This is a genomic window from Sedimentitalea todarodis, from assembly GCF_032595355.1.
GTDB classification, from domain to species: Bacteria; Pseudomonadota; Alphaproteobacteria; order Rhodobacterales; family Rhodobacteraceae; genus Sedimentitalea; species Sedimentitalea todarodis.
Genome location: NZ_JASMWN010000006.1, coordinates 184,525 through 206,441, shown reverse-complemented (window position 1 = coordinate 206,441; position 21,917 = coordinate 184,525). Strand labels below are relative to the sequence as shown.

The window sequence follows — 21,917 nt, the reverse complement described above, 5'->3', positions numbered from 1 at the left end:
GCTCCCTTCCAAACAACAAATCAAGAAAGGAGACAACAGCATGTCTGCTCAAATTCAGTACGCCTATCGCAAAGGCAACACGTGGCTGTTTCGCCGCAACTATCCCAAGGACATCGCGGCTGTCCTCGGCTCCGCCGCCCTGAAACAGTCGCTGAAGACCAGTGATGTCAGGACTGCGCGGGTTCGGGCTGCGGCAGTCAACGCCCGGTACGAGGCGCAGGTCCAACAGGTCGTCTCTGGTGCAGAGGCAATCGCTCTGGCGGCCTCTGAGCCAACTGCATGGGAGGGGGCATCCAGTCATGCTCTCGCTCGTCTCCGGGCCACTCTGGAGCACTCTCAACATGTGCCCTTCGAGCGGGTCGCACCGAAGCCGCCGGTTCGGGTTGCCGAAGTTGGCCGTCGCTACCTGCTGCGGCGTCAGTGCGAGTTACGTCCCGGTGGGTTCAAGAGCGTCCGGTACTCGGTCGAACTGTTCCTCAGCCGCTACGGTGACCGGGCAGTCACGGAGGTCAACCGGGAGGACGGGCGGGAGTTCCTTGGCCTGATCGCCCAACTGTCGCCTGTGATCGGAAAGTCAGAGGCGTCCAGGGGTCTTGGCTTGGACCAACTGGTTGCCTTCTCATCGACCAAGACCACCCGGATCACGGTCAGAACCCAGAAGCGTATCTGGTCTCAGGTGAACCATTTTCTCGATTGGGTGGTCTACGAGGGTCAACTGCCGACCAACCCGTTCAAGACGGTGCTGTTCGATCAGAAGGTCCGGCCTCAGCCGTATGCCGTCCCGACTGACGAGGAGGTCGCCCGGTTACTGGGGGCCAGAGATCGCCAGTTGCATCCTGTGCTTCTGACTTGTTTGCTGACGGGTATGCGAGCCGGAGAGGCGGTTGGCTTGCTGCGGGAAGACCTCGTCGCCAAGGGCAATCTTGGTTGCTTCGTTCATGTCCGACCTAATGACCTGCGGTTACTAAAGACCGATGCGGCGGAGCGGCTGGTTCCGGTTCATCGACGGCTATCGGACCTGTTCTCTGAGCTACCTGCGTCCGGCCCGCTGTTTCCTGATCTGACGGTCAACGAGGTCACCAAGGGGTTTGCTCGGTTGCGGTCGCGGCTGTCACTTGAGCGACCGGGGTTGGTGTTTCACTCAACACGGAAGTGGTTCATCACCCAGTGCGAACGAACCGGCGTCCCTGAGCACTGGACCGCGTCTCTGGTTGGCCATAAGTCCGCCCGGTCAGAGAACGGGATTACCTACGGGATATACTCGGCGGGTATCAGTGATCAACAGAAGCGGTCGATCGTTGATCAGATTCAACTGCCATGCTGATCCCTGATATCGATTGGTTCGAGGAACGGGCCGCGATCGCTGAGTTCGATGGCGGGTTGTCTCGTCAGGGGGCTGAAGACCTTGCTGCCCGTCAACAGGGCTTCGTCAACGCTGACGCCTACTGGCAGTGGCTGGCGGACTACGTCGTCCATCGCAGACCACCATAAAGCTACCCTCGGTGAACCCTTAGCGGGTTTGCCGGGGGTGTTCCGCTTTGTTTTTTTCATTGTGTTTCGTGTCGCGCAGACCTTCGCTGCAGAGCGTGCGGACGTCCGGGCAGCGGAGTTCTATTGCCGATGCCTAGATATTCTCGTTTTCCCGACCAATTTGCGCCTTTTTACCTGACTATTGGTTAACAATATAAGGTGTATCTAGGGAAACAGAACGGTGCTTGATTGGACTAAAACGAACGCTTCAAGGGATCGCAATTCCTACGCTCATCGCAACCACAACTTGAAGAAACAGTAACCGAACTGCGCTGTCCCGCGCCGAAGCACCCCCACAATAACAAGAAAAGAGGGCAATGTGTCATGCTAAATCAACCTGAGGACCAAAAATGAAGATAATACTGGTTGCAACTTTGGTGTTCGGGACCGCGACGGCAGTTCGCGCGGGTGAAGTCGAAAACACTGTGTCCGGTGAGGAGTGGAGCCCGAATCTTGACGCATGTGTCACTTCTGTGGACGACAGGCTATTCGAGTTATCTTACAATCCAGATGATGACGAGACCTTTCAAAACTCTTCACTACGGGAGATTCTAATCGCCGGGTGGGGTGCAATTACTTGCCCGGGCGAGATGACGCTTCGCTCCCTTGCTCCCGATCTTCTCCCCAATGAACGTGAGAACTACTGCTTGGTATATAGCAAGGAACGAAAGACTTATCTGGGTTATGCTCAGGGCCGGAAAGACACCTATTGGCGGTGCAAAGATTCTGTCGATTTTCAGAAAGCCGACATCGCACCACTTGCTTCCTTTGTATTTCCAGACAGCCAAACTGCTAGCAGCAACTCGATAGCCCGCTGTACGACGCTTGTTAGCGGTAAGAGCTACCGCCTAACTTATGATCTTGATGATGAGGAACTATTCAGCAACATGACGTTCCGCGACGCTCTGATCGGCGGAGATTGCCCTGGTCAAGCGGTTCTTTCTGCTTTGCTGCCGGAGTTGTCACCTTCGGAACGATCTGCGTTCTGTCTCGTGTACGACGACGAGGCGGAAGAATATGTGGGGTATGCTGAAGGTGAGAGAGACGCATATCTGAGGTGCAAAGAACCTTCCGTTCCTATCTGTGAACGCGTCAATGCAACCAAGGAAGAAGCACTGGCAATCGTCGGATTGGGGGCAGGAGCAACTGCCGGCGCCTCTGCTGCAGCAAGCGCGGCCGGCGTCGCGGCCGTGGGACACAGTTCCGGAGCAGTAATTCTCACGGGCAGTTCTGGTTACATTGCGGGGACTATTGGCACAGTTGGCACAAGCCTCTTAGCGATACTAACAGCACCCGCGACACTTACCGCTGCTGCTGTATCTGTGGTCGCCGTTGGTGGCGCAGTGTATGTCTGCCAATCTGACAGCGACGACCAAAAATGATCCCCCCCGCTTGGGCATCCTTCTTGGGTGTCTGGGCGGCGACTATTCCCCACTTCTTTTTTCTCAGCATCACCAACAATCACCCCTCTTTAGGAGCCACCCGCCCCGCCCGTCCTGCCCAACGCCCCCAACTGCCCCCAAGGATGCCCCAGTTCGTCACCCGCCGACGGTAAGCCGATGGACTGCAACGGTCGACAAGGTCTCCTACCACCCCAGCCAGTGAGCTTTCAGTCATTCAACTAAGCGACCGGTGCCGTAAGGGTCCCGAAAATGCCCCTGTTTATGCCCCAGTCGAAGTCTCGCCACCCGTGGCACCCGGACACACCTATGACGGGTGCTTCGGGGGTGCCCCTCCCGAGTTGCGGGAGAGGCGGGTTGGTGGCCCTGTAGCCGCGAAGTGAGCATGGCCACAGGTCGTCAGAGCAGGTTGAAGTCTACCCCGTTCGCTTGCCGGTCCCACTCATCGCGCAAGTTATCCTGCCGCGTTCCGATGACCAGATGCTCCGGGTTGACGCACCGCCGGTTATGGCAGCGATGACGGACGACTTGGTGGGGAGTCGCGGCGAGGCCCTCAGTGACACAGTGAACGAACCGATATGCACGATCCTGACCGCCGCGAAACCGAACCTTGCGGGGTTGGGTACCCTATCATGCCACATCTCAGGCAGTTGCTCTTTCTCGAGTTGACGCAGACGCGGTCCTGAAGCTAGACACAACACCGGCAACGTTGCCTGAATTGGATTCCCTAGCGAACGCAAAACTACTCGATCAGGCATTGGTGGCGGGAAGCCCGACGACTGGACCCAAGCCTAGTTCATGGACAAGGGAAGCAAGCCGGGATGTGGAGAGGGAGGCCTTCACGTACGCCTTCCGGTTCGGTTCATCCGACATTTGGAAGATTGGGCACACAGTTGATGTCAGCAAACGGCTCAAGCAGGTGAACTGCCACATTCCCACCGAGGTAATCCTTGAAGCTTGGAACGCTGAGTATCGGCAACGGTGGGAAAGCGAAACCGATGCCTACGCGATGGAACAAAGAGTTCTCAAGGCCCTTGATCACCTTCGAACAGAGGGCGAGAGGGTCAGGTGCTCCGAGGAGCAGCTATGGTCAGCTTGGCTGAATGGAATAGGGGCCTGATCTTCGAAACGATGGAGGGACCCTGCAAGCGGGCAATGACGATGACGCCAAATGACAACAGACCGAAATATCGACCTTTCAGGCACTGATTTCTGTACTTATTCGGTGTTTGAGACAAGCACTGTGCGATCTCACATCGCCTAAGTGCTTGATTTCAGTGGTGAGCCGTGCAGGATTCGAACCTGCGACCCACTGATTAAAAGTCAGTTGCTCTACCAACTGAGCTAACGGCCCACACTATTTTGGATCGAGTCCCGATCCGTGATGCTCTCTATGCCAATCCAGCCGACAGGATCAACCGCATATTTCGCAATTTTGCGCCCGGAACTGCGATTCCAGCGTTCGGGCACGGCGGCCTACCTAGAAAAACCGCAGTCTGCGGTCAAGCCCTGATAGGCAGTTTCGTATCGGTGCACTGGATTCTCTGTCATCGGGTGGATATATGCGGCCCATGCACGACTATCTGGACACCGGTTTTCCTTTCATGAAAATGCACGGGCTTGGCAACGACTTTGTCGTTGTGGATGCGCGTGCGCAGGATTGGCGGATCACCCCTGGCCTGGCAAAGGCCATTGCCGATCGCCATTTCGGCGTGGGATTTGACCAGCTTGCGCTGATTGGCAACGGAGACGGCGATGCGCACCTGACATTTTACAATGCGGATGGATCGACATCTGCGGCATGTGGCAACGCGACACGATGTATCGCCCGCTACCTGATGGAGGAAACCGGCAAGACAGGGCTTTGCCTCTCGACGGAACGGGGCGTGTTGCTGGCGCAGGATCTTGGCGCGGGACAAACCTCGGTCAACATGGGACAACCCCAGCTCGATTGGCAGGAAATACCGCTGGCCGAAGCGATGGATACGCTGGAGCTTCCGATCGAGGGAGGGCCGACTGCAACCGGAATGGGCAACCCGCACTGCACGTTCTTCGTAGCCGATGCGGCCGCGATTCCGTTGACCGAATTTGGCGCGCGCTATGAACATCATCCGCTTTATCCCGAGCGTACCAATGTTCAGGTTGCCCAGATCATTGGGACCGATCACATTCGGATGCGGGTTTGGGAACGTGGCGTGGGCGTGACGCTTGCGTCCGGGTCATCCTCTTGCGCAACGGCGGTCGCGGCGGCGCGGCGTGGTCTGACAGGCCGGTCGGTGCGGATTGATCTGGATGGCGGGAGCCTGTTGGTCGACTGGCGTGACGATGGTGTCTGGATGACCGGGACGACCATGCAAGTATTTTCGGGTAGGCTCACAACCGAGTTTCTGGACAGCATCCGATGAACGGCCCGAAATTTACCACATTGGGATGCCGTCTGAACGCCTATGAGACCGAGGCGATGAAGGACCTGTCCGCGCAAGCGGGGCTCGACAATGCGGTGGTCGTCAACACCTGTGCCGTGACCGCAGAGGCAGTGCGCAAGGCTCGCCAGGAGATCCGAAAACTAAGGCGTGAAAATCCGACTGCTCGGGTGATCGTGACGGGGTGCGCCGCGCAGATTGATCCCGAATCTTTTGCCAAGATGAACGAGGTCGACGCGGTCATCGGCAACAGCGAAAAGATGCAGGCCGACACCTGGGCCGGTCTTGCCGGGGATTTTGGCACCGAACCCGTGCAGGTCGACGATATCATGTCAGTGACCGAAACTGCGGGCCACCTGATCGACGGATTTGGGACCCGCTCGCGTGCTTATGTGCAGGTTCAGAATGGCTGCGATCATCGTTGTACGTTTTGCATCATCCCATATGGCCGGGGCAATTCGCGCAGCGTTCCGGCTGGCGTGGTTGTGGATCAGATCAAGCGGCTGGTGGATCGGGGTTACAACGAGGTCGTTCTGACCGGTGTCGATCTGACCAGTTGGGGTGCCGATCTGCCATCACAACCGCGGCTGGGTGATCTGGTGATGCGCATTCTGAAACTGGTGCCGGACTTGCCCCGGCTGCGGATCAGTTCCATCGACAGTATTGAAGTAGATGAAAACCTGATGTCTGCCATCGCGACCGAGACCCGTCTCATGCCGCACCTGCACCTGTCGCTGCAACATGGTGACGACCTGATCCTCAAGCGGATGAAACGCAGGCACCTGCGCGATGACGCTATCCGTTTTGCACAAGAGGCACGCGCATTGCGCCCCGACATGACGTTCGGAGCAGATATCATCGCCGGCTTCCCGACCGAAACCGAGGCGCATTTCGAGAACTCGCTGACGCTGGTGCAGGAGTGTGACCTGACGTGGCTTCATGTGTTCCCCTATTCCCGGCGCGAAGGCACCCCTGCCGCACGCATTCCGACCCAGGTGAATGGCAAGATCATCCGGGATCGTGCCGCGCGTCTGCGCGCCGCGGGGGATGGTCAGATCAGGCGTCACCTCGCGGCGCAGATCGGCAGGACACATCAGGTTCTGATGGAAAACGCCCAAATGGGACGCACGGAACAATTCACAGAGGTCCGCTTTGCCACGCCACAGTCCGAAGGGCAGATCGTAGTGGCGACGATCACCGGAAGCGAAAAGGGCCAGCTTGTGGCGTGATCAGCCGTCAGGGCCTGGTGCTGGCCGTTACGTAATTCACGCTGAGATCGCGTGCCGACAGGCTCCAGCCCCAGGTGACCGGATTGAAGACAAAACCCTTGCGATCCACCGGGGTCAGGCCCGCCCGACGCAGCAAGTCAAACAGCTCGTCCGGGGTGATGAATTTTGACCATTCGTGGGTGCCGCGCGGCAACCAGCGCATCACGACCTCGGCCCCGACGATCGCCACCATGTAGGACTTGGAATTCCGGTTGATTGTCGAGCAGATGTGCAGCCCGCCCGGTTTCAACAGCGACTTGCAGGCCGACAGATAGGCCAGCGGGTCGGCGACATGCTCGACCACTTCCATGTTCAGAACCGCGTCAAATTGCTCGCCCGCATCGGCGAGCGCTTCTGCCGTGGTGTGGCGGTAATCAATGTCCAACCCCGATTGGGACGCGTGCACCCGGGCCACTGGAATGTTGCCTTCCGCCGCATCCGCCCCGACGACATCCGCGCCAAGGCGGGCCATCGGCTCAGACAGCAAACCGCCGCCACATCCGATATCCAGTATGCGAAGCCCTTCAAATGGTCTGTCAGCGGTCAGATCACGGTCGAACTCCCCGGCGATCTGTGCGGTGATATAGTCAAGCCGGCAGGGATTCAGCATATGAAGCGGCTTGAATTTCCCTGCGGGATCCCACCATTCGGCCGCCATGGCCTCGAACTTGGCGACTTCCGCCGGGTCAACAGTATTTGGCGACGCTTGCATTCCTGTCTCCATGTGCTCTTTTATCTTCCACGCATTATATAGGGCATGCATGGACAAATACCCGGACCAAAAGCGCGCAGTGCAGTATCTCTATCCGCCGATAGACGCGTATGACCAGCGGATGCTGGAGACCGGCGATGGTCACACGATTTATGTCGAGCAATGTGGCAATCCCGCAGGAACGCCCGTGATCATTATGCATGGCGGGCCCGGAGGCGGCTGCAGCCCGGCCATGAGACGGTATTTCGACCCGAGTTTCTATCGCATTATCTTGTTTGATCAGCGGGGATGTGGGCGGTCGCGACCCCATGCGTCGGTCGTGAACAACACGACCTGGCATCTCGTGGCCGACGCGGAACTGATTCGCCAAACGCTCGACATTGAGTCGTGGCTGGTCTTTGGTGGCAGTTGGGGCGCGACATTGTCGCTGATCTATGCACAAACACACCCGGATCGGGTGCGCCATCTGATCCTGCGCGGCGTCTTTCTGATGACACAGGCCGAGCTTGACTGGTTCTATGGAGGCGGCGCGGGCAAGTTCTGGCCCGAAGCCTGGGCGCGCTTTTCTGCCCTGATCCCCGAAGACGAACGCGACGACATGATCGGCGCCTATCACCGGCGCCTCTTCTCCGGCGAACTGCCGATGGAAATCCGCTACGGACGCGCTTGGTCGGCATGGGAAAACTCTCTCGCCTCGATACACTCAAACGGTACGTCGGGTGAAGGACCGGGAGACTACGCGCGTGCCTTTGCGCGGCTCGAAAACCACTATTTCATCAACCACGGGTTCCTCGAAAGTGATGGACAGATCCTTGCCCAGGTTGATCGGATCGCCCATATTCCGGGTGTAATTGTGCAGGGGAGATATGACATGATCTGTCCACCGACATCCGCTTGGAACCTGGCCGAGGCCTGGCCGGCGGCAGAATTGAAACTGATCCGAAACGCGGGCCACGCCTTGTCAGAACCGGGTATCAGCGCTGAACTGGTGCGGGTGATGGACCGGATAGCCGAGGCAATGGCGTGACATGACGAGACTTGATCGCCGCGCCCTTTTCTCCTCCGGTGCTGCCGCAGCACTGCTCGCGGCAACGGGCGTCTCGCTTGAAGCTTCACCGCGCCAGGGTGGGCGCTTGCGAATTGCACTCCCGCGCAGCGACGACAATCTGGCGCGACTGGCCCACGGCGCTGCGTTCGATACTCTAACCGAGATTGCACCAAACGGAGGGCTCAAGGGTGAGCTTGCGACCGGATGGCGCGCCGAGGCGCTGGGCCGTATCTGGGTCATTGACCTGCGCGAGGGCGTCACGTTTCACGACGGAACGACGATGCGGGCCACAGATGTGGTCGAGTCCCTGACCGGGACACTTGATCTGGCGAGACGCATAGAGGCGACGGGCGAAATGCAGGTGCAAATCGAACTGGCAGAAGCGCGGCCCGACCTGCCCTTTGTCCTTGCTGCCCCCGATCTTGCGATTGCGCGCTCCGGGCAAGTCGGAACCGGCTGCTACCGGACCGAGCGCCTGGTGCCGGACCGGCAGTATCTGGGGCGAAAGGTTCAGGATCACTACAAATTCGGGCGCGCCGGGTGGGTGGATACGGTTGAAGCCGTGGTCATTCCCGATGCCACGGTTCGCGCCGAGGCCCTGCGCGACGGGTTCGTCGATATCGCTGCGGTCCCCGGGGGAGAAACCCTGCGTGGATACGCGGACCTGGTCTTTTATCCATCGTCCGATAACATGGCCCTGGCGATGCGCAAGAGCGTCGGAAGACCGCGCGAGATTGGCGCGGGCCTGCTGGATGACGGGCGATTGGCCGAGCGGTGGTGGCTCACCTGAAACGCCTTTAGGCAGCCGATGTCTTGCCGCGATACCTGTCGGGGGTTGCAGATTCGGAAAGCCGGGCGTATATGGCTTTTCAACAGCGGCGCGTCGGGCTCTGGACCCGAGGCTCCACCGGATAATTTGACGGGCCGCGGGCCCGTTTTTTTGTGCCCGCGCCCTGCATAGAAAGACACGATGAACGATCTGATTGCAAAAGCTGCGATTGACCGGCGACTGGCCGAAATCATCACCCCGGTTATCGAAGACCTGGGGTTCGAGCTTGTGCGCGTACGCCTGATGAGCGGCAAGCAGACGACGCTGCAGATCATGGTCGACCGTCCGGGCGGCGGGATCGAAGTGGACGATTGCGCCGAGGTTTCCAACGCGGTCAGCGCGACGCTGGATGTCGAAGACCCGATTCTGGATACCTATGCGCTTGAAGTATCGAGTCCCGGCATTGACCGCCCGCTGACGCGGCTGAAGGATTTTGACACCTACGAAGGCTATGAGGCCAAGATCGAAACCACCGAGTTGATCGATGGCCGCCGCCGCTTCAAGGGTGAACTGGCTGGCATCGAAGGCGATGAGGTATTGATCAACATTTCGGAGGGCACCATCGGGCTGCAATTCGATTGGCTGAGTGACGCCAAGCTGGTGCTGACCGACGACCTGATCAAGGAAATGCTGCGCCAACGCAAGGCGGCGGGCGCACTGAACGAAGACCATTTTGACGAGATTGAGACCGAAGAGTCTGCTCAGGAGGACAACTGATGGCCATTACATCCGCCAACCAGCTCGAGTTGCTGCAAACGGCCGAGGCCGTGGCGCGTGAAAAGATGATCGACCCCGGACTGGTGGTCGAAGCGATGGAAGAATCGCTCGCCCGCGCCGCCAAGAGCCGCTATGGCGCGGAAATGGACATTCGTGTGTCCATCGACCGCAAAACCGGCAAGGCGACGTTTACCCGCGTGCGCACGGTGGTCGAGGAAGAAGAGCTTGAGAACTATCAGGCTGAATTCACCATTGATCAGGCAAAACAGTACCTCGCAGAGCCCAAGGTCGGCGATATGTACGTCGAAGAGGTTCCGCCGGTCGAAATGGGCCGGATCGCAGCGCAGAGCGCAAAGCAGGTGATCCTTCAGCGTGTCCGCGAAGCCGAACGTGACCGCCAGTTCGAAGAATTCAAGGATCGTGCCGGCAGCATCATCAACGGTGTTGTCAAGCGCGAGGAATACGGCAACGTTGTGGTTGATGTAGGCACTGGCGAAGCCATCCTGCGCCGCAACGAAAAGATTGGCCGCGAAAGCTATCGCCCGAACGACCGCATCCGGTGCTACATCAAGGACGTGCGCCGCGAGCCCCGCGGCCCGCAGATATTCCTGAGCCGTACCGCGCCGGAATTCATGGCCGCGCTGTTCAAGATGGAAGTGCCGGAAATCTACGACGGTATCATCGAGATCAAGGCCGTTGCCCGTGATCCCGGAAGCCGCGCCAAGATTGCCGTAATTTCCTATGACAACAGCATCGACCCCGTCGGTGCCTGTGTCGGTATGCGCGGCAGCCGGGTGCAGGCCGTGGTGAACGAGCTTCAGGGCGAAAAGATCGACATCATTCCATGGAATGAAGATCAGCCGACCTTCCTTGTGAACGCTCTCCAGCCTGCCGAAGTGACCAAGGTGGTTCTGGACGAAGAAGCCGAGCGCATCGAAGTTGTCGTGCCGGAAGAACAGTTGAGCCTGGCCATCGGCCGTCGGGGTCAGAACGTGCGTCTGGCCAGCCAATTGACCGGTCTGGATATCGACATCATGACCGAGGAAGAGGAAAGCGCGCGTCGCCAGAAAGAGTTCGAAGTCCGCACCCAGCTGTTCATGGACGCGCTGGATCTCGACGAGTTCTTTGCCCAGTTGCTGGTCTCCGAAGGCTTTACCAATCTCGAAGAGGTTGCCTATGTCGAGCTCGATGAACTGCTGGTGATTGATGGAGTCGACGGAGACACCGCCAAGGAGCTGCAGACCCGTGCCCGCGAAAACCTCGAAGCACAGGCCAAAGCGGCGCTCGACAATGCCCGCGCGTTAGGTGTCGAGGATAGCCTGGTTGATTTTGAAGGCCTGACGCCACAGATGATCGAGGCTCTTGCCAAGGACGACGTCAAGACGCTGGAAGACTTTGCAACCTGCGCGGATTGGGAACTGGCCGGTGGCTGGACCACGAGCGATGGCGAGCGGGTCAAGGATGATGGTATCCTGGAGCCATTCGACATGTCGCTGGAAGAGGCGCAGAACCTCGTGATGACGGCGCGTATCCTGTTGGGCTGGGTTGACCCTGCCGATCTGGAAACCGAGGAAAAAGAGGAAGACGAGGACGCGGCACTACAGGATGGCGAAGAACAGACTTCGGAGGTCGGGGCCTGATCTCAGGCCCCGGTAGGGACAGCATGAGTCGCGGTGGCGTCGTCAAGGAACGGTCGGATGGGCCGGATCGCAAGTGCATAGCCACGGGCGAAGTGCAGCCCAAATTCGGGTTGATCCGGTTTGTTCTGGGCCCGGATGGGCAGGTGGTCCCGGATATTCTGGGCAAGTTGCCCGGGCGGGGCGTCTATGTTTCCGCGGATCGTGCGGCCTTGGACAAGGCAGTTGCCAAGAAACTGTTCGCCCGCAGTCTGAAGACACAGGTTCAGATCCCCGAGGGGCTGACCGACGAAGTGGAACGGCAACTGGCGCGCAGGGTTGTGGACCTGATCAGCCTGGCCCGCAAATCCGGCGCTGCTGTTGCCGGTTACGAAAAAGTAAAGGACTGGCTGTCCAAGGAAGAGGCATTGATTCTGCTTCAGGCCGTGGACGGTTCAGGACGTGGAAAATCGAAACTAAGCACACCCCATTTTGGCCACTACATCGGCTGGTTGACCGCCGATGAGCTAGGATTGGCCTTTGGGCGCGAAACTGTGATACATGCGGCGCTCGCCTCTGGCGGACTCGCCCAACGTGTTGTAGAGGAAGCGCAGCGGTTGCGCGGTGTACGCAAAACGGAAGGCGGCAAGGGCCGCCTGGAAGGATAAAGAGCTTTATGAGCGATACTGACGGCAAAAAGACTTTGGGCCTGCGTGGTGGTTCCCGTCCGGGGAACGTGAAACAGAGTTTCAGTCACGGTCGGACCAAGAATGTTGTGGTCGAAACCAAGCGCAAGCGCGTTGTGGTTCCCAAGCCGGGTGCAGGCAAGTCCGGTTCTCCAATGTCCACGCCAGCTGGTGACCCATCACGGCGTCCCGCTGGTATTACCGATGCTGAAATGGACCGACGTCTGAAGGCAGTTCAGGCAGCGAAATCGCGCGAAGTCGAAGAAGCGGCGGCCCGGAAGGCAGAAGAACGCGAACGTGCCGAAGACCGCGAACGTCGCCGTGCCGAAATCGAGGCCAAGGAGCGCGAAGAGCGCGAGCGCGAAGAAGCGCTGAAAGCCAAGGTCGCCGAGGAAGAGCGCCAGCGTCTGGAAGCGGAGCAAGCTGCGAAGCGTGCCGCTGCCCCGGCCGCGTCCGAGCCGGAAGCGGCTGCGGCGCCACGAACAGCGAACAAGCCGGCAGCCACGGCCCCCCGCAAGACGGACCGCGAGCGCGAACAGCGCAACACGCGCGGCAAAGGCCGAGAAGATGATGGACGCCGGTCCGGCAAGTTGACGCTAAACCAGGCGTTGCGCGGCGGCGAAGGCGGACGGCAACGGTCGATGGCCGCGATGAAGCGCAAGCAGGAACGTGCGCGCCAGAAGGCGATGGGCGGCAGCGTCGAGCGCGAAAAGGTTGTGCGCAACGTGAATCTGCCCGAAGCGATCGTGGTGTCCGAACTGGCGAACCGCATGGCGGAACGCGTGGGTGAGGTCGTCAAATCGCTGATGAACATGGGCATGATGGTCACGCAGAACCAGACCATCGATGCGGACACCGCGGAACTGATCATCGAGGAATTCGGCCATAAGGTGGTGCGTGTCTCTGACGCTGACGTCGAGGATGTCATCGCCCAGATCGACGATGATGAAGCAGATCTGGTGCCGCGTCCGCCGGTCGTTACCGTGATGGGCCATGTGGACCACGGCAAGACTTCTCTGCTCGATGCGATTCGAAAGGCGAAAGTGGTTTCGGGTGAAGCCGGCGGTATTACGCAGCATATCGGCGCCTATCAGGTCAAAACCGAAGACGGACAGCTGTTGTCCTTCCTCGACACGCCCGGACACGCGGCGTTTACCTCGATGCGGTCGCGTGGTGCACAGGTCACCGATATCGTTGTTCTGGTTGTTGCCGCGGACGATGCGGTGATGCCGCAGACCATCGAGGCGATCAACCATGCCAAGGCTGCCAAGGTTCCGATGATCGTGGCAATCAACAAGATCGACCGCCCCGATGCCAATCCCGACAAGGTGCGCACCGACCTGCTTCAGCACGAAGTTGTCGTTGAAAAGATGTCGGGCGACGTTCAGGACGTCGAAGTGTCGGCAATCAATGGCACGGGTCTGGACCAATTGCTCGAAGCAATCGCGCTTCAGGCAGAGATTCTTGAGCTGCACGCCAACCCGAACCGCGCGGCTCAGGGTGCCGTTATCGAAGCCAAGCTCGATGTGGGTCGTGGCCCGGTGGCGACGGTACTGGTGCAGAATGGTACATTGCGTCAGGGCGATATCTTTGTCGTCGGTGAACAATGGGGCAAGGTTCGCGCCATGGAGAACGACAAGGGTGAGCGGGTCAATGACGCCGGCCCGTCGGTTCCTGTCGAGGTTCTCGGCCTGAACGGCACACCCGAAGCGGGCGACGTGCTGAACGTTGTCGATACCGAAGCGCAAGCTCGCGAGATCGCGGATTACCGTGCCAACCTCGCCAAGGAAAAACGTGCCGCTGCCGGCGCCGCCACGACGCTCGAACAGTTGATGGCGAACGCCAAGGCGGACGAGAACGTCAGCGAGTTGCCCATTCTGGTCAAGGCCGATGTGCAGGGCTCTGCAGAAGCGATCGTTCAGGCGATGGAGAAGATCGGCAACGATGAAGTACGCGTGCGCGTCCTGCATTCGGGGGTTGGTGCCATCACCGAAACCGACGTCGGCCTGGCCGAGGCAAGCGGTGCGCCGATCATGGGCTTCAACGTTCGTGCCAATGCGAGTGCGCGGAACACGGCGAACCAGAAGAGTGTCGAGATCCGGTACTATTCGGTGATCTATGATCTCGTTGACGACGTCAAAGCCGCCGCGAGCGGACTTCTGAGCGCTGAAATTCGCGAAAAGTTCATCGGTTATGCCGAGATCAAGGAAGTGTTCAAGGTGACAGGCGTTGGCAAGGTTGCCGGTTGCCTGGTGACCGAGGGTATCGCCCGCCGCAGCGCTGGTGTACGCCTTCTGCGCGACAACGTGGTAATCCACGAAGGAACGCTGAAAACGCTCAAGCGGTTCAAGGACGAAGTTGCCGAGGTTCAATCGGGTCAGGAATGCGGGATGGCGTTCGAAAACTACGACGATATCCGTCCGGCAGATGTGATCGAGATCTTTGAGCGCGAAGAAGTGACGCGGACACTGGATTGACCGATAAAGCTGAACAGTGATTTTGAAGGGCGCGCTTGATCCGGGCGTGCCCTTTGTCTTTTTTGGGTCCAGAAGCGTTTCGCGTTATTCCTGTGTCACCTGACCCATGTCAAACGCGGTATGTTCCGGAACGGATCAGACGGACGGAGTGACGGGCTTGCCCATGAATTCGTTTGACCCGACGCGGACCGCAATGCGGCCATCCGGCAGGGCGCGAACAAAGGTACCCTGAATCAAAATACATGTTCCAATGAGAATAGTGCGAAGCATACCGTTCCTCCCAAAACAATGTTATTAACAGTATGCATAATTACGCAGCAAATCACCCAATTTTTTTTGATTAGTTCCCATCCGCAGAAAAACTGTTGCAAAAAGTTCGTAAAGCAGGCGAATTTGTCAAGAAACTTGCGCCAGACTCAATCTCTGATTTCAAGCTGCATTCGAAGATCTCGCAAAACGGGTAAAACAGCACGTACGTTTTCCGTCCCCAACTCGCCCACCACCTGATTGATCACCGGTGTCAGTGCCGAAATTGCTTGTTCGCGCGCCTGGCGTCCGGCGGGGCTGATCGCGACAAGTTTGCGACGGGCGTCATCCCAATCCGGGCGAATATGCACATAACCGGCGAGCTCCAGCTTGCCTAGGGTGTTTGTCATTGCACCACGGGTTACGTGAAACGTGTCGGCCAGCTGCGCAGGGGTTCGCTCGTTCCCGATGACCGCAAGATGATTGAGCACCGAAAAATGCGAGATCTCCATTCCCTTGGGCAATACCTTGCTCAACCGGTTTCTTAGCAGCTGATCCGCCGCAAGAATCTCGCTGAAAAGTGTCACCGCAAGGGCATTGGTATCATCGCTCATAAGTGCAGCATCGTCATGGGCCCTCGAACGGGCGGCTATGGGTGAGTGACGGCACCTTGCGACGCGCCTCTGCCACGGCTGATTGGTCCATATCGAAGATGAACACCCCCGTGTCCATACCCGCGTCGAGCAAGACCTCTCCCCACGGCGAAACAGCAAGGCTGTGCCCGAAGGTCCGCCGGGGCTTTCCGATATTGCTCGCATGTTCTCCGGTTTGTGCAGGAGCGAGAACGAAACATCCGGTTTCGATTGCACGAGCGCGCAACAGGCTATGCCAGTGCGCGGCGCCGGTGACATATGAAAACGCGGCGGGAATCGTCAGGATTTGTGCGCCCGCCTGCGCCAAGGCCCGATAGAGATGCGGAAAACGGATATCATAGCAGATACTCATCCCGATCCTTCCGAAGGGCGTATCAGCAACAACCGCACGGTTTCCCGGCCGATAGCCATCGGATTCACGATAGGTCTCTTCGGGCGTGACCTGCACATCGAACATGTGAATCTTGTCGTACCGCGCGCGGATCTCTCCATTCGGTGCAATCAGAAAGGACCGGTTGGCAAACCGTCCGTCCACATCCTGGGTCTTGAGCCCAAGCGAGCCGATCAAGAGCCATATGTTCTGTTCCGCTGCCCGCGCCCGCAGCGCGGCGAGGGTCGCATCCTCGGCCTCTTCCCTGAGGACATCGTTCTGATGACGTCGGCTTGTCGATACACAATTGGATACTTCCGGCGTCAGGACAAGACGTGCCCCTGCGCTGGCCGCTTCTACCACAAAACCTTGAATACGACCGAGATTGTCGTCCGGATCGTCGGAAGAATTGAGCTGCACCAGTGCGGTTTTCATGAGATTGCCAGCAGCCCATCGAGTTTGCCCGACCGCTCAAGTGCAAAAAGATCGTCACAACCACCAACATGCAGATCGCCCACAAAGATCTGCGGAACGGTTCGCCCACCCTGCGCACGCTGGATCATCTCCGGCTTGCGTTCGGGGTTGGCAAGAACGTCGATTTCAGAGAAATCCACGCCTTTCTGATCCAACAAGCGCTTGGCTGCGTGACAATAGCCACAAAGTGGCGATGTATAGATTTCGACCGGTTGCATTCGCTTACCTCTGATACGTGAGCATGTTGTCGGTGATCTAAGCATCCTTTGCAACTCGTGCCAGTGTCAGTACACGCACATCTTTCGCCCCATTCGCCCGGCAAGCCAAGGTACAGGCGCTCAACGTCGCGCCCGTGGTCATGACATCATCGATCAGCAACGCTGTGCGCCCCTGCAGTTTCTCCTTGCGATCTGGATTGACCTGGATTGCGCCCTCCAACGTGGCAAACCGCTGTTCCGGAGTCTTTCCCTCGAGCATTGCGGTGCGTTTTGTGCGTCGCAACAGGTCGGGGCAGACGTCGATGCGCAATTCCTGCGCCAGTGACTGCGCCAGCAAGGCCGATTGGTTGTAACGCCGTTTCAGAAAGCGCGACCAATGCAACGGCACAGGCACAACAACCGTTTCCGGCACCAGGATTGACCGCGCCGCATGCGCCATCCAGCGGCCCGCGGGACGGGCGATCTCGGGCCGATCCCCGTGTTTCAGCGCCAGAACCATCTGGCGCGCACGACCTTCATAAACAAGCGTTGCACGGCCATGAGACCAGGGATGCGGGTGCGCCATACAATCATCGCATTCAAGCCGGTGCCCGTCACCCGTGCCTGGCAATGGAACGCCGCAGGACTCGCATACGGTTCCGCCGACAAAGGCAGTTTCGCGCCAGCAGGTGCCACACAGGCCGAAGTCGCTCTCCACCATGTCCCCACAGCCCAGACAGCGCGGGGGATATAAAAGTGATACCGCCGTTTGAATCCTTGCCAGCATCCGCCTAGTTTCCGTCCATGACCCATGTACCCCGGATATTTGACCGCAATGCCCTGCTGCGCCACCGCAGCCGCGCCCGTGCCGACGATCTCTTCCTGCAGCAACTCGCTGTGGACGAGATCAAGGATCGCCTTTCGATGGTTAACAGGACCTTTAATTCCTTGGCCGTCGTGACCGCATTTCCTGATTTCTGGCAGGATCATTTCCCCGACGCCACTCTGGAATTGGACAATGATACGCTGGATCTGGAGGCGGGACGATATGATCTGGTGGTCCATGCAATGTGCCTGCATTGGTCAAACGATCCTGTTGGACAGATCATTCAATGCCGTCGTGCCCTGATTCCCGACGGCCTGTTTCTGGGGGTGTTGCTTGGTGGCCGTACGCTTCACGAATTGCGCAGCGCGCTGACCGATGCGGAAAGCCGCGCGTCAGGGGGGCTTTCTCCGCGGATTTCACCAATGGCGGAAATCCGAGAAGTCGGAGCGTTGCTTCAGCGCGCCGGGCTGAGCCTTCCCGTTGCGGACGGCCACGCGTCGATTGCCAGGTATCGCGATTTGGGCCACCTCATGCACGATCTGCGAGACATGGGCGAAACCAATGCCCTGACGTCACGCCTGCGTCGACCGACACGTCGGGCGGTGTTCGAGATGGCACAGGCCTTCTATCGCGAGAGATACGCCACGTCTGGCGGATACCTGCCCGCAACGTTCGAAATGATTTGCCTGACGGGCTGGTCGCCCGATGACAGCCAGCCAAAGCCACTGCGACCGGGTTCGGCACAGGCCCGTCTGGCAGATGCCCTCATGACCCGGGAAACCAAACTGTCCGATTGACCCGCCCGTAAAAGCGGTTATCTGCACTGAAACACCCTGAGATCAGGATACCCTATGCTCGACACATCCACCGCCGCGCCGCGCCCCACGCATGCTCCATCCGAGCACCCCGAGGTGCCCACCGAGAAAGTGGGTGTGTTGCTGGCCAATCTCGGGACACCCGACAACTACGACTACTGGTCCATGCGGCGGTATCTTGGCGAGTTCCTCTCGGACAAACGCGTCATCGATTACCCGTCATGGAAGTGGCAGCCATTGCTGCAACTGATCATCCTGTCAAAACGCCCGTTTTCAAGTGGCGCGGCATACAAGTCGATCTGGAACGAAGAGGCCGGGGAAAGCCCGCTCATGACCATCACCAAGGATCAGACCGCCAAGATCACCAAGGCGATGGCTGACCGTTATGGTGACCGGGTCATGGTTGATTTCTGCATGCGGTATGGCAACCCGTCCACCAAGTCACGGGTCCGCGCGATGGTTGGGGCAGGGTGCAGAAAGATCCTGTTCGTCCCGCTTTACCCTCAGTACGCGGGTGCCACCTCGGCGACGGCCAATGACGCGTTCTTTCGCGCGCTGATGGAGGAAAAGTGGCAACCTGCGGCGCGTACGGTCGCCCCCTATTTCGACCAGCCAACCTATATCGACGCCCTTGCCCAGTCTGTCGAGCGCGCCTACGCGGATCTGGATCGCCGGCCTGATGTTCTGGTCTGTTCCTATCATGGGGTTCCGGTACGCTATCTGACCGAAGGCGATCCGTATCACTGTCAGTGCCAGAAGACCACGCGGCTGCTGCGAGAGCGGCTGGGATGGGACGGTGACGACATCACGACCACCTTCCAGTCCCGCTTTGGCCCTGAGGAATGGCTTCAGCCCTATACCGTTGAAGAAGTCGCCCGACTGGCCGAAGGTGGAAAGAAGAACATAGCTATCTGCGCGCCGGCCTTTTCGGCGGATTGCATAGAGACGCTTGAAGAAATCAATGAAGAGATCAAAGAGAGCTTTATCGAGGCTGGCGGAGAAACGTTTACCTACATTCCCTGCCTGAACGATGACGATGCCCACATTGCCGCGCTCGCAACCGTGATCGAGCAAAACCTCAGCGGCTGGATTGACTGACTTTCAGACCGGTTCAGTCAATGAAAAAAGGCGATGGAAATCCACCGCCTTTTTCCCAGTTTAGTAGTAGTGATTAGCTTGATGCAACAGCAGCGCCAACCAGAACCAGCAGCAGCAACGGCAGCCAGATGCCGTTGGAAGAGCTGGTTGTTTCTTCAACGATAACCGGCGCTTCCACGACGGGCTCTGCCAAGTTGCCGGCAGTTGCGGTCGAAGCAGCAGCAGCCAGTGCAGCGGCGAGAACGAGTTTCTTCATATTAACCTCCAGAGTTAGCACGGTTCAGTCAAACGAACCGCGCACCATGACTTACCTCGTGTTTTTTTCTATGCAGCAATGTGCAGCGATTGCAAACTGTTGTTTGACGCATGCGCACCACGAACACGCCGATGTCGTCAAATTAGCAACACTTGCGTGCCCACCTTGGTCATCCCGAACAGTTCTTCGATGTGATTGTTATAGAGGCCAATACATCCGTTCGACGATTGGCGCCCGATTTTGCGCGTATCGTGTGTGCCGTGGATTCGGTAGTACTTCCATCCCAGGTACAAGGCGTGCGTTCCCAAGGGGTTGTCCGGTCCAGGGGGGATGTAGGCCGGCCATTCGGGGTTTCGCTTTAGCATCGATGGTGTCGGGCTCCAGCTTGGGCCGACAACTTTGCGGATCACGCTGGTTCGACCCCGGCGTGTCATCTCTTCGGTCAGCGGAACGCTGGACGGGAAGAGTTTGTAGGTCGTCTGGTCTTCTGACCAGAAATGCAGCGCCCGTGAACGGGTGTCGACAAGAATTGCCCCGTTCCGCAGCGAGCTGAAATGCGGCCGCCAGTCGATTGACCGAAAGCTCGAGATGTTATGCCGAACCGGCGCTTCGGGTTGCGGCGGTGGCCGCAGCGGGTCAACTGACACATCCTGAGCAAAAAGTGGCGCACCGGCAAAGGCAACGCCGCTGGCCAGAAAACTGCGGCGGGTCTGTTTCGAATTTGGCTTATGTTTCATCTTGATCACCTGCGTTTCGTCGGCGTACCGAATCGTACGAATCATATGGCCAGAATGCCGCAGTCGCAAATCAATCGGATGCGATGAGCCACAAGTGGGCAAGTGTCAGTTTGCGCATCGCCCCTCTTCGGGGTATTTGCTATCGGAACTCATACGTCGGGATATGCCATGATACGCATCATTTCTCTCTTGCTGACCGCCCTGTTTGTGCTTTCGGCATGTGGCGCGCCCACATCGGGTGGCATCGGCGCCGATGGCCAGCCCCTACCCAAGGTCTACAAGATACGAAACAGTCAAAAAGCCGACATCCAGTTTCGCGTTCTTGATTCGGTCAATTCCCTCCGCTCGGCTGCGGGTGCCGGGCCGGTCCAGTTGAACTCTGAGCTCAACGCCGCCGCCGCCACGCATTCGCGCGACATGTCGGTACAGAATCGGCCCTGGCATTTTGGCTCTGACGGATCATCGCCCATCGACCGCGCGCAACGCGCCGGGTATCAGGGCGCAATGCTCGGCGAGAACATTTCTGAGACCTACGAAACCGAACTGGAAACCCTGGCTGCATGGATGGATGCAACCGGTACGCGCGAAGTGATCATGGATCGGCGTGCCAGAGACATGGGTTTCTCGTGGTACCAGGATTCCAGCGGCAAGATCTGGTGGACAATGTTGATGGGAGGCTGAGATCTTTCCAGTCAACCCGCATCAACAGCAAGTCTCAGACGCAAGTCGTCGGGAGCCCCGCCCACAGCCTCATCATGATTGGCGATCAGCCCCTGCTGCGCCGCGTCCCCGTGCAATGCGCGGGTCAACCCATCGCTTTCCCCCAAAGCTCTTTGACGCGCGCATCGCGGCCACAGGCATCGCGATAGAATTTGTAAGCCGTGGCCTGTGACTTGGGCCCGGCCCGGGTCAGCACCAGCGATCGCCCCTTGTAGTAGTCCTGGTGATAATCCTCAGCGAGATAGAAGGGCGATGCGGGCAGGACCGGTGTCACGATCGTTTGACCCAAATCGGCCTGTGCATTGGCGACAGCCTTCTTGGCCAGGGCCTTTTCGCTTTGGTTGGAGACGAATATCGCAGTTCTGTAGCTGTTGCCGCGGTCGCAGAATTGTCCGCCGGAATCAGTGGGGTCGACCGATCGCAGGAACATCTTCAGCAGTGTCGCCCGGCTGACCACATCCGGGTCAAACATGATCTGAACAGCCTCGTAGTGGCCAGTTCCGCCGCGTGTCACCTGTTTATAGGTCGGGTTCTTGGTCGTTCCACCCGTATAGCCTGAAACGGCGCCAATGACGCCGTTCACCTTTTCGAAATCTGCTTCGACGCACCAGAAACAGCCACCCGCAACTGTCAGTGTTTCTGCCTCCGCGGCGCTGGCGTCGTGAGCCTTGATCCAGCATGCGGTCGCAATCAGGATTGTCAGAAAAATCGGCTTGAACGTGTTCAGTGTTTTCATTTTGCTCTCCATCAACGCACAGGTTGTCTTGTCGCCCGAGACCGGGCAAGACGATGACATGAAATGTCACGCCGAGGTGACGG

Annotated in this window: 23 protein-coding genes, 1 tRNA gene and 1 pseudogene; 15 read left to right on the top strand and 10 right to left on the bottom strand. The window is 58.6% G+C overall.

Translation table 11 applies throughout. The features are described 5' to 3' along the window. Positions 1-40 precede the first annotated feature (40 nt). The 3 genes from QO231_RS10490 (at position 41) to QO231_RS10480 (ending at position 2,912) form a co-directional block, all read left to right on the top strand. Complete coding sequence (locus tag QO231_RS10490; RefSeq protein ID WP_316775863.1) at positions 41-1,324, top strand: DUF6538 domain-containing protein; 1,284 nt, start codon at positions 41-43, stop codon at positions 1,322-1,324. Beyond that, positions 1,318-1,491, top strand: coding sequence for a hypothetical protein (locus QO231_RS10485; RefSeq protein ID WP_316775861.1), 174 nt, complete (start codon positions 1,318-1,320; stop codon positions 1,489-1,491). The genes QO231_RS10490 and QO231_RS10485 overlap by 7 nt, the downstream gene beginning before the upstream one ends. Positions 1,492-1,880: 389 nt before the next feature. Then, entirely contained in the window at positions 1,881-2,912 is a 1,032-nt protein-coding gene (locus tag QO231_RS10480; protein WP_316775859.1) for a hypothetical protein, read from the top strand. A 417-nt stretch (positions 2,913-3,329) separates the two neighbouring features. On the opposite strand, the pseudogene QO231_RS26115 reads toward QO231_RS10480, so the two are convergent. Continuing rightward, positions 3,330-3,452, bottom strand: a pseudogene (locus QO231_RS26115) (HNH endonuclease); the annotation flags it as partial. Between the two features lie 238 nt (positions 3,453-3,690). On the opposite strand from QO231_RS26115, the gene QO231_RS26110 reads away from it, so the two are divergent. After that, the gene (locus tag QO231_RS26110) at positions 3,691-4,050 is read left to right on the top strand and encodes a GIY-YIG nuclease family protein (RefSeq protein WP_394356592.1); all 360 of its coding nucleotides are present in this window, start codon (positions 3,691-3,693) and stop codon (positions 4,048-4,050) included. A gap of 158 nt (positions 4,051-4,208) precedes the next feature. On the opposite strand, the gene QO231_RS10475 is transcribed toward QO231_RS26110, so the two are convergent. Beyond that, positions 4,209-4,284 (bottom strand) — tRNA-Lys (locus QO231_RS10475). 217 nt (positions 4,285-4,501) lie between these two features. On the opposite strand from QO231_RS10475, the gene dapF reads away from it, so the two are divergent. Together dapF and mtaB are read left to right on the top strand one after the other, a co-directional pair. Next, positions 4,502-5,335, top strand: a complete 834-nt coding sequence (gene dapF / locus QO231_RS10470; RefSeq protein WP_316775857.1) for a diaminopimelate epimerase — start codon at positions 4,502-4,504, stop codon at positions 5,333-5,335. Next, entirely contained in the window at positions 5,332-6,582 is a 1,251-nt protein-coding gene (gene mtaB, locus QO231_RS10465; RefSeq protein WP_316775855.1) for a tRNA (N(6)-L-threonylcarbamoyladenosine(37)-C(2))-methylthiotransferase MtaB, read from the top strand. The genes dapF and mtaB overlap by 4 nt, the downstream gene beginning before the upstream one ends. A 7-nt stretch (positions 6,583-6,589) precedes the next feature. Here the strand turns inward: mtaB and ubiG are convergent, their stop codons facing one another. Continuing rightward, complete coding sequence (gene ubiG / locus QO231_RS10460; protein ID WP_316775853.1) at positions 6,590-7,333, bottom strand: bifunctional 2-polyprenyl-6-hydroxyphenol methylase/3-demethylubiquinol 3-O-methyltransferase UbiG; 744 nt, start codon at positions 7,331-7,333, stop codon at positions 6,590-6,592. Between the two features lie 49 nt (positions 7,334-7,382). On the opposite strand from ubiG, the gene pip reads away from it, so the two are divergent. From pip to infB, 6 genes are all read left to right on the top strand, one after another. Continuing rightward, positions 7,383-8,360: a prolyl aminopeptidase gene (gene pip, locus QO231_RS10455; RefSeq protein ID WP_316775851.1), complete on the top strand. Its 978-nt coding sequence runs from the start codon at positions 7,383-7,385 to the stop codon at positions 8,358-8,360. Position 8,361: 1 nt separating this feature from the next. Beyond that, entirely contained in the window at positions 8,362-9,171 is an 810-nt protein-coding gene (locus QO231_RS10450) for an ABC transporter substrate-binding protein (protein WP_316775850.1), read from the top strand. 180 nt (positions 9,172-9,351) lie between these two features. Beyond that, complete coding sequence (rimP, locus tag QO231_RS10445) at positions 9,352-9,927, top strand: ribosome maturation factor RimP (RefSeq protein ID WP_316775849.1); 576 nt, start codon at positions 9,352-9,354, stop codon at positions 9,925-9,927. Continuing rightward, positions 9,927-11,567 (top strand): transcription termination factor NusA, encoded by a 1,641-nt coding sequence (gene nusA, locus QO231_RS10440; protein WP_316775848.1) that lies wholly within the window; start codon positions 9,927-9,929, stop codon positions 11,565-11,567. The genes rimP and nusA overlap by 1 nt, the downstream gene beginning before the upstream one ends. Before the next feature lie 23 nt (positions 11,568-11,590). Continuing rightward, entirely contained in the window at positions 11,591-12,211 is a 621-nt protein-coding gene (locus QO231_RS10435) for an RNA-binding protein (RefSeq protein ID WP_316775847.1), read from the top strand. Positions 12,212-12,219: 8 nt separating this feature from the next. Next, positions 12,220-14,706: a translation initiation factor IF-2 gene (gene infB / locus QO231_RS10430; protein ID WP_316775846.1), complete on the top strand. Its 2,487-nt coding sequence runs from the start codon at positions 12,220-12,222 to the stop codon at positions 14,704-14,706. Between the two features lie 416 nt (positions 14,707-15,122). Here infB and QO231_RS10425 read toward each other — a convergent pair whose 3' ends face one another. From QO231_RS10425 to QO231_RS10410, 4 genes are read right to left on the bottom strand one after another with little or no spacing between them, the layout of a single operon-like run. Further along, complete coding sequence (locus tag QO231_RS10425) at positions 15,123-15,566, bottom strand: MarR family winged helix-turn-helix transcriptional regulator (RefSeq protein WP_316775845.1); 444 nt, start codon at positions 15,564-15,566, stop codon at positions 15,123-15,125. A 13-nt stretch (positions 15,567-15,579) separates the two neighbouring features. Further along, entirely contained in the window at positions 15,580-16,410 is an 831-nt protein-coding gene (locus QO231_RS10420) for a carbon-nitrogen hydrolase family protein (RefSeq protein WP_316775843.1), read from the bottom strand. Beyond that, entirely contained in the window at positions 16,407-16,667 is a 261-nt protein-coding gene (gene grxC, locus QO231_RS10415) for a glutaredoxin 3 (RefSeq protein ID WP_316775841.1), read from the bottom strand. The genes QO231_RS10420 and grxC overlap by 4 nt, the downstream gene beginning before the upstream one ends. 37 nt (positions 16,668-16,704) lie before the next feature. Continuing rightward, positions 16,705-17,433, bottom strand: a complete 729-nt coding sequence (locus QO231_RS10410) for a ComF family protein (protein ID WP_316775839.1) — start codon at positions 17,431-17,433, stop codon at positions 16,705-16,707. Positions 17,434-17,450: 17 nt separating this feature from the next. On the opposite strand from QO231_RS10410, the gene QO231_RS10405 reads away from it, so the two are divergent. Together QO231_RS10405 and hemH are read left to right on the top strand one after the other, a co-directional pair. Then, complete coding sequence (locus tag QO231_RS10405; RefSeq protein ID WP_316775837.1) at positions 17,451-18,269, top strand: methyltransferase domain-containing protein; 819 nt, start codon at positions 17,451-17,453, stop codon at positions 18,267-18,269. A gap of 54 nt (positions 18,270-18,323) precedes the next feature. Continuing rightward, positions 18,324-19,385, top strand: a complete 1,062-nt coding sequence (gene hemH / locus QO231_RS10400) for a ferrochelatase (RefSeq protein WP_316775835.1) — start codon at positions 18,324-18,326, stop codon at positions 19,383-19,385. A 73-nt stretch (positions 19,386-19,458) separates the two neighbouring features. Here the strand turns inward: hemH and QO231_RS10395 are convergent, their stop codons facing one another. Together QO231_RS10395 and QO231_RS10390 are read right to left on the bottom strand one after the other, a co-directional pair. Then, positions 19,459-19,641 (bottom strand): hypothetical protein, encoded by a 183-nt coding sequence (locus tag QO231_RS10395; protein ID WP_316775834.1) that lies wholly within the window; start codon positions 19,639-19,641, stop codon positions 19,459-19,461. A gap of 137 nt (positions 19,642-19,778) precedes the next feature. Further along, complete coding sequence (locus QO231_RS10390; protein WP_316775832.1) at positions 19,779-20,378, bottom strand: L,D-transpeptidase; 600 nt, start codon at positions 20,376-20,378, stop codon at positions 19,779-19,781. Positions 20,379-20,546: 168 nt separating this feature from the next. Between QO231_RS10390 and QO231_RS10385 the strand changes: the two genes are divergently transcribed. Beyond that, on the top strand, positions 20,547-21,059 hold the full coding sequence (locus QO231_RS10385) for a CAP domain-containing protein (RefSeq protein WP_316775829.1): 513 nt from the start codon (positions 20,547-20,549) through the stop codon (positions 21,057-21,059). Positions 21,060-21,183: 124 nt separating this feature from the next. Here QO231_RS10385 and msrA read toward each other — a convergent pair whose 3' ends face one another. Then, entirely contained in the window at positions 21,184-21,834 is a 651-nt protein-coding gene (gene msrA / locus QO231_RS10380; RefSeq protein WP_316775828.1) for a peptide-methionine (S)-S-oxide reductase MsrA, read from the bottom strand. Positions 21,835-21,917: the final 83 nt, after the last annotated feature.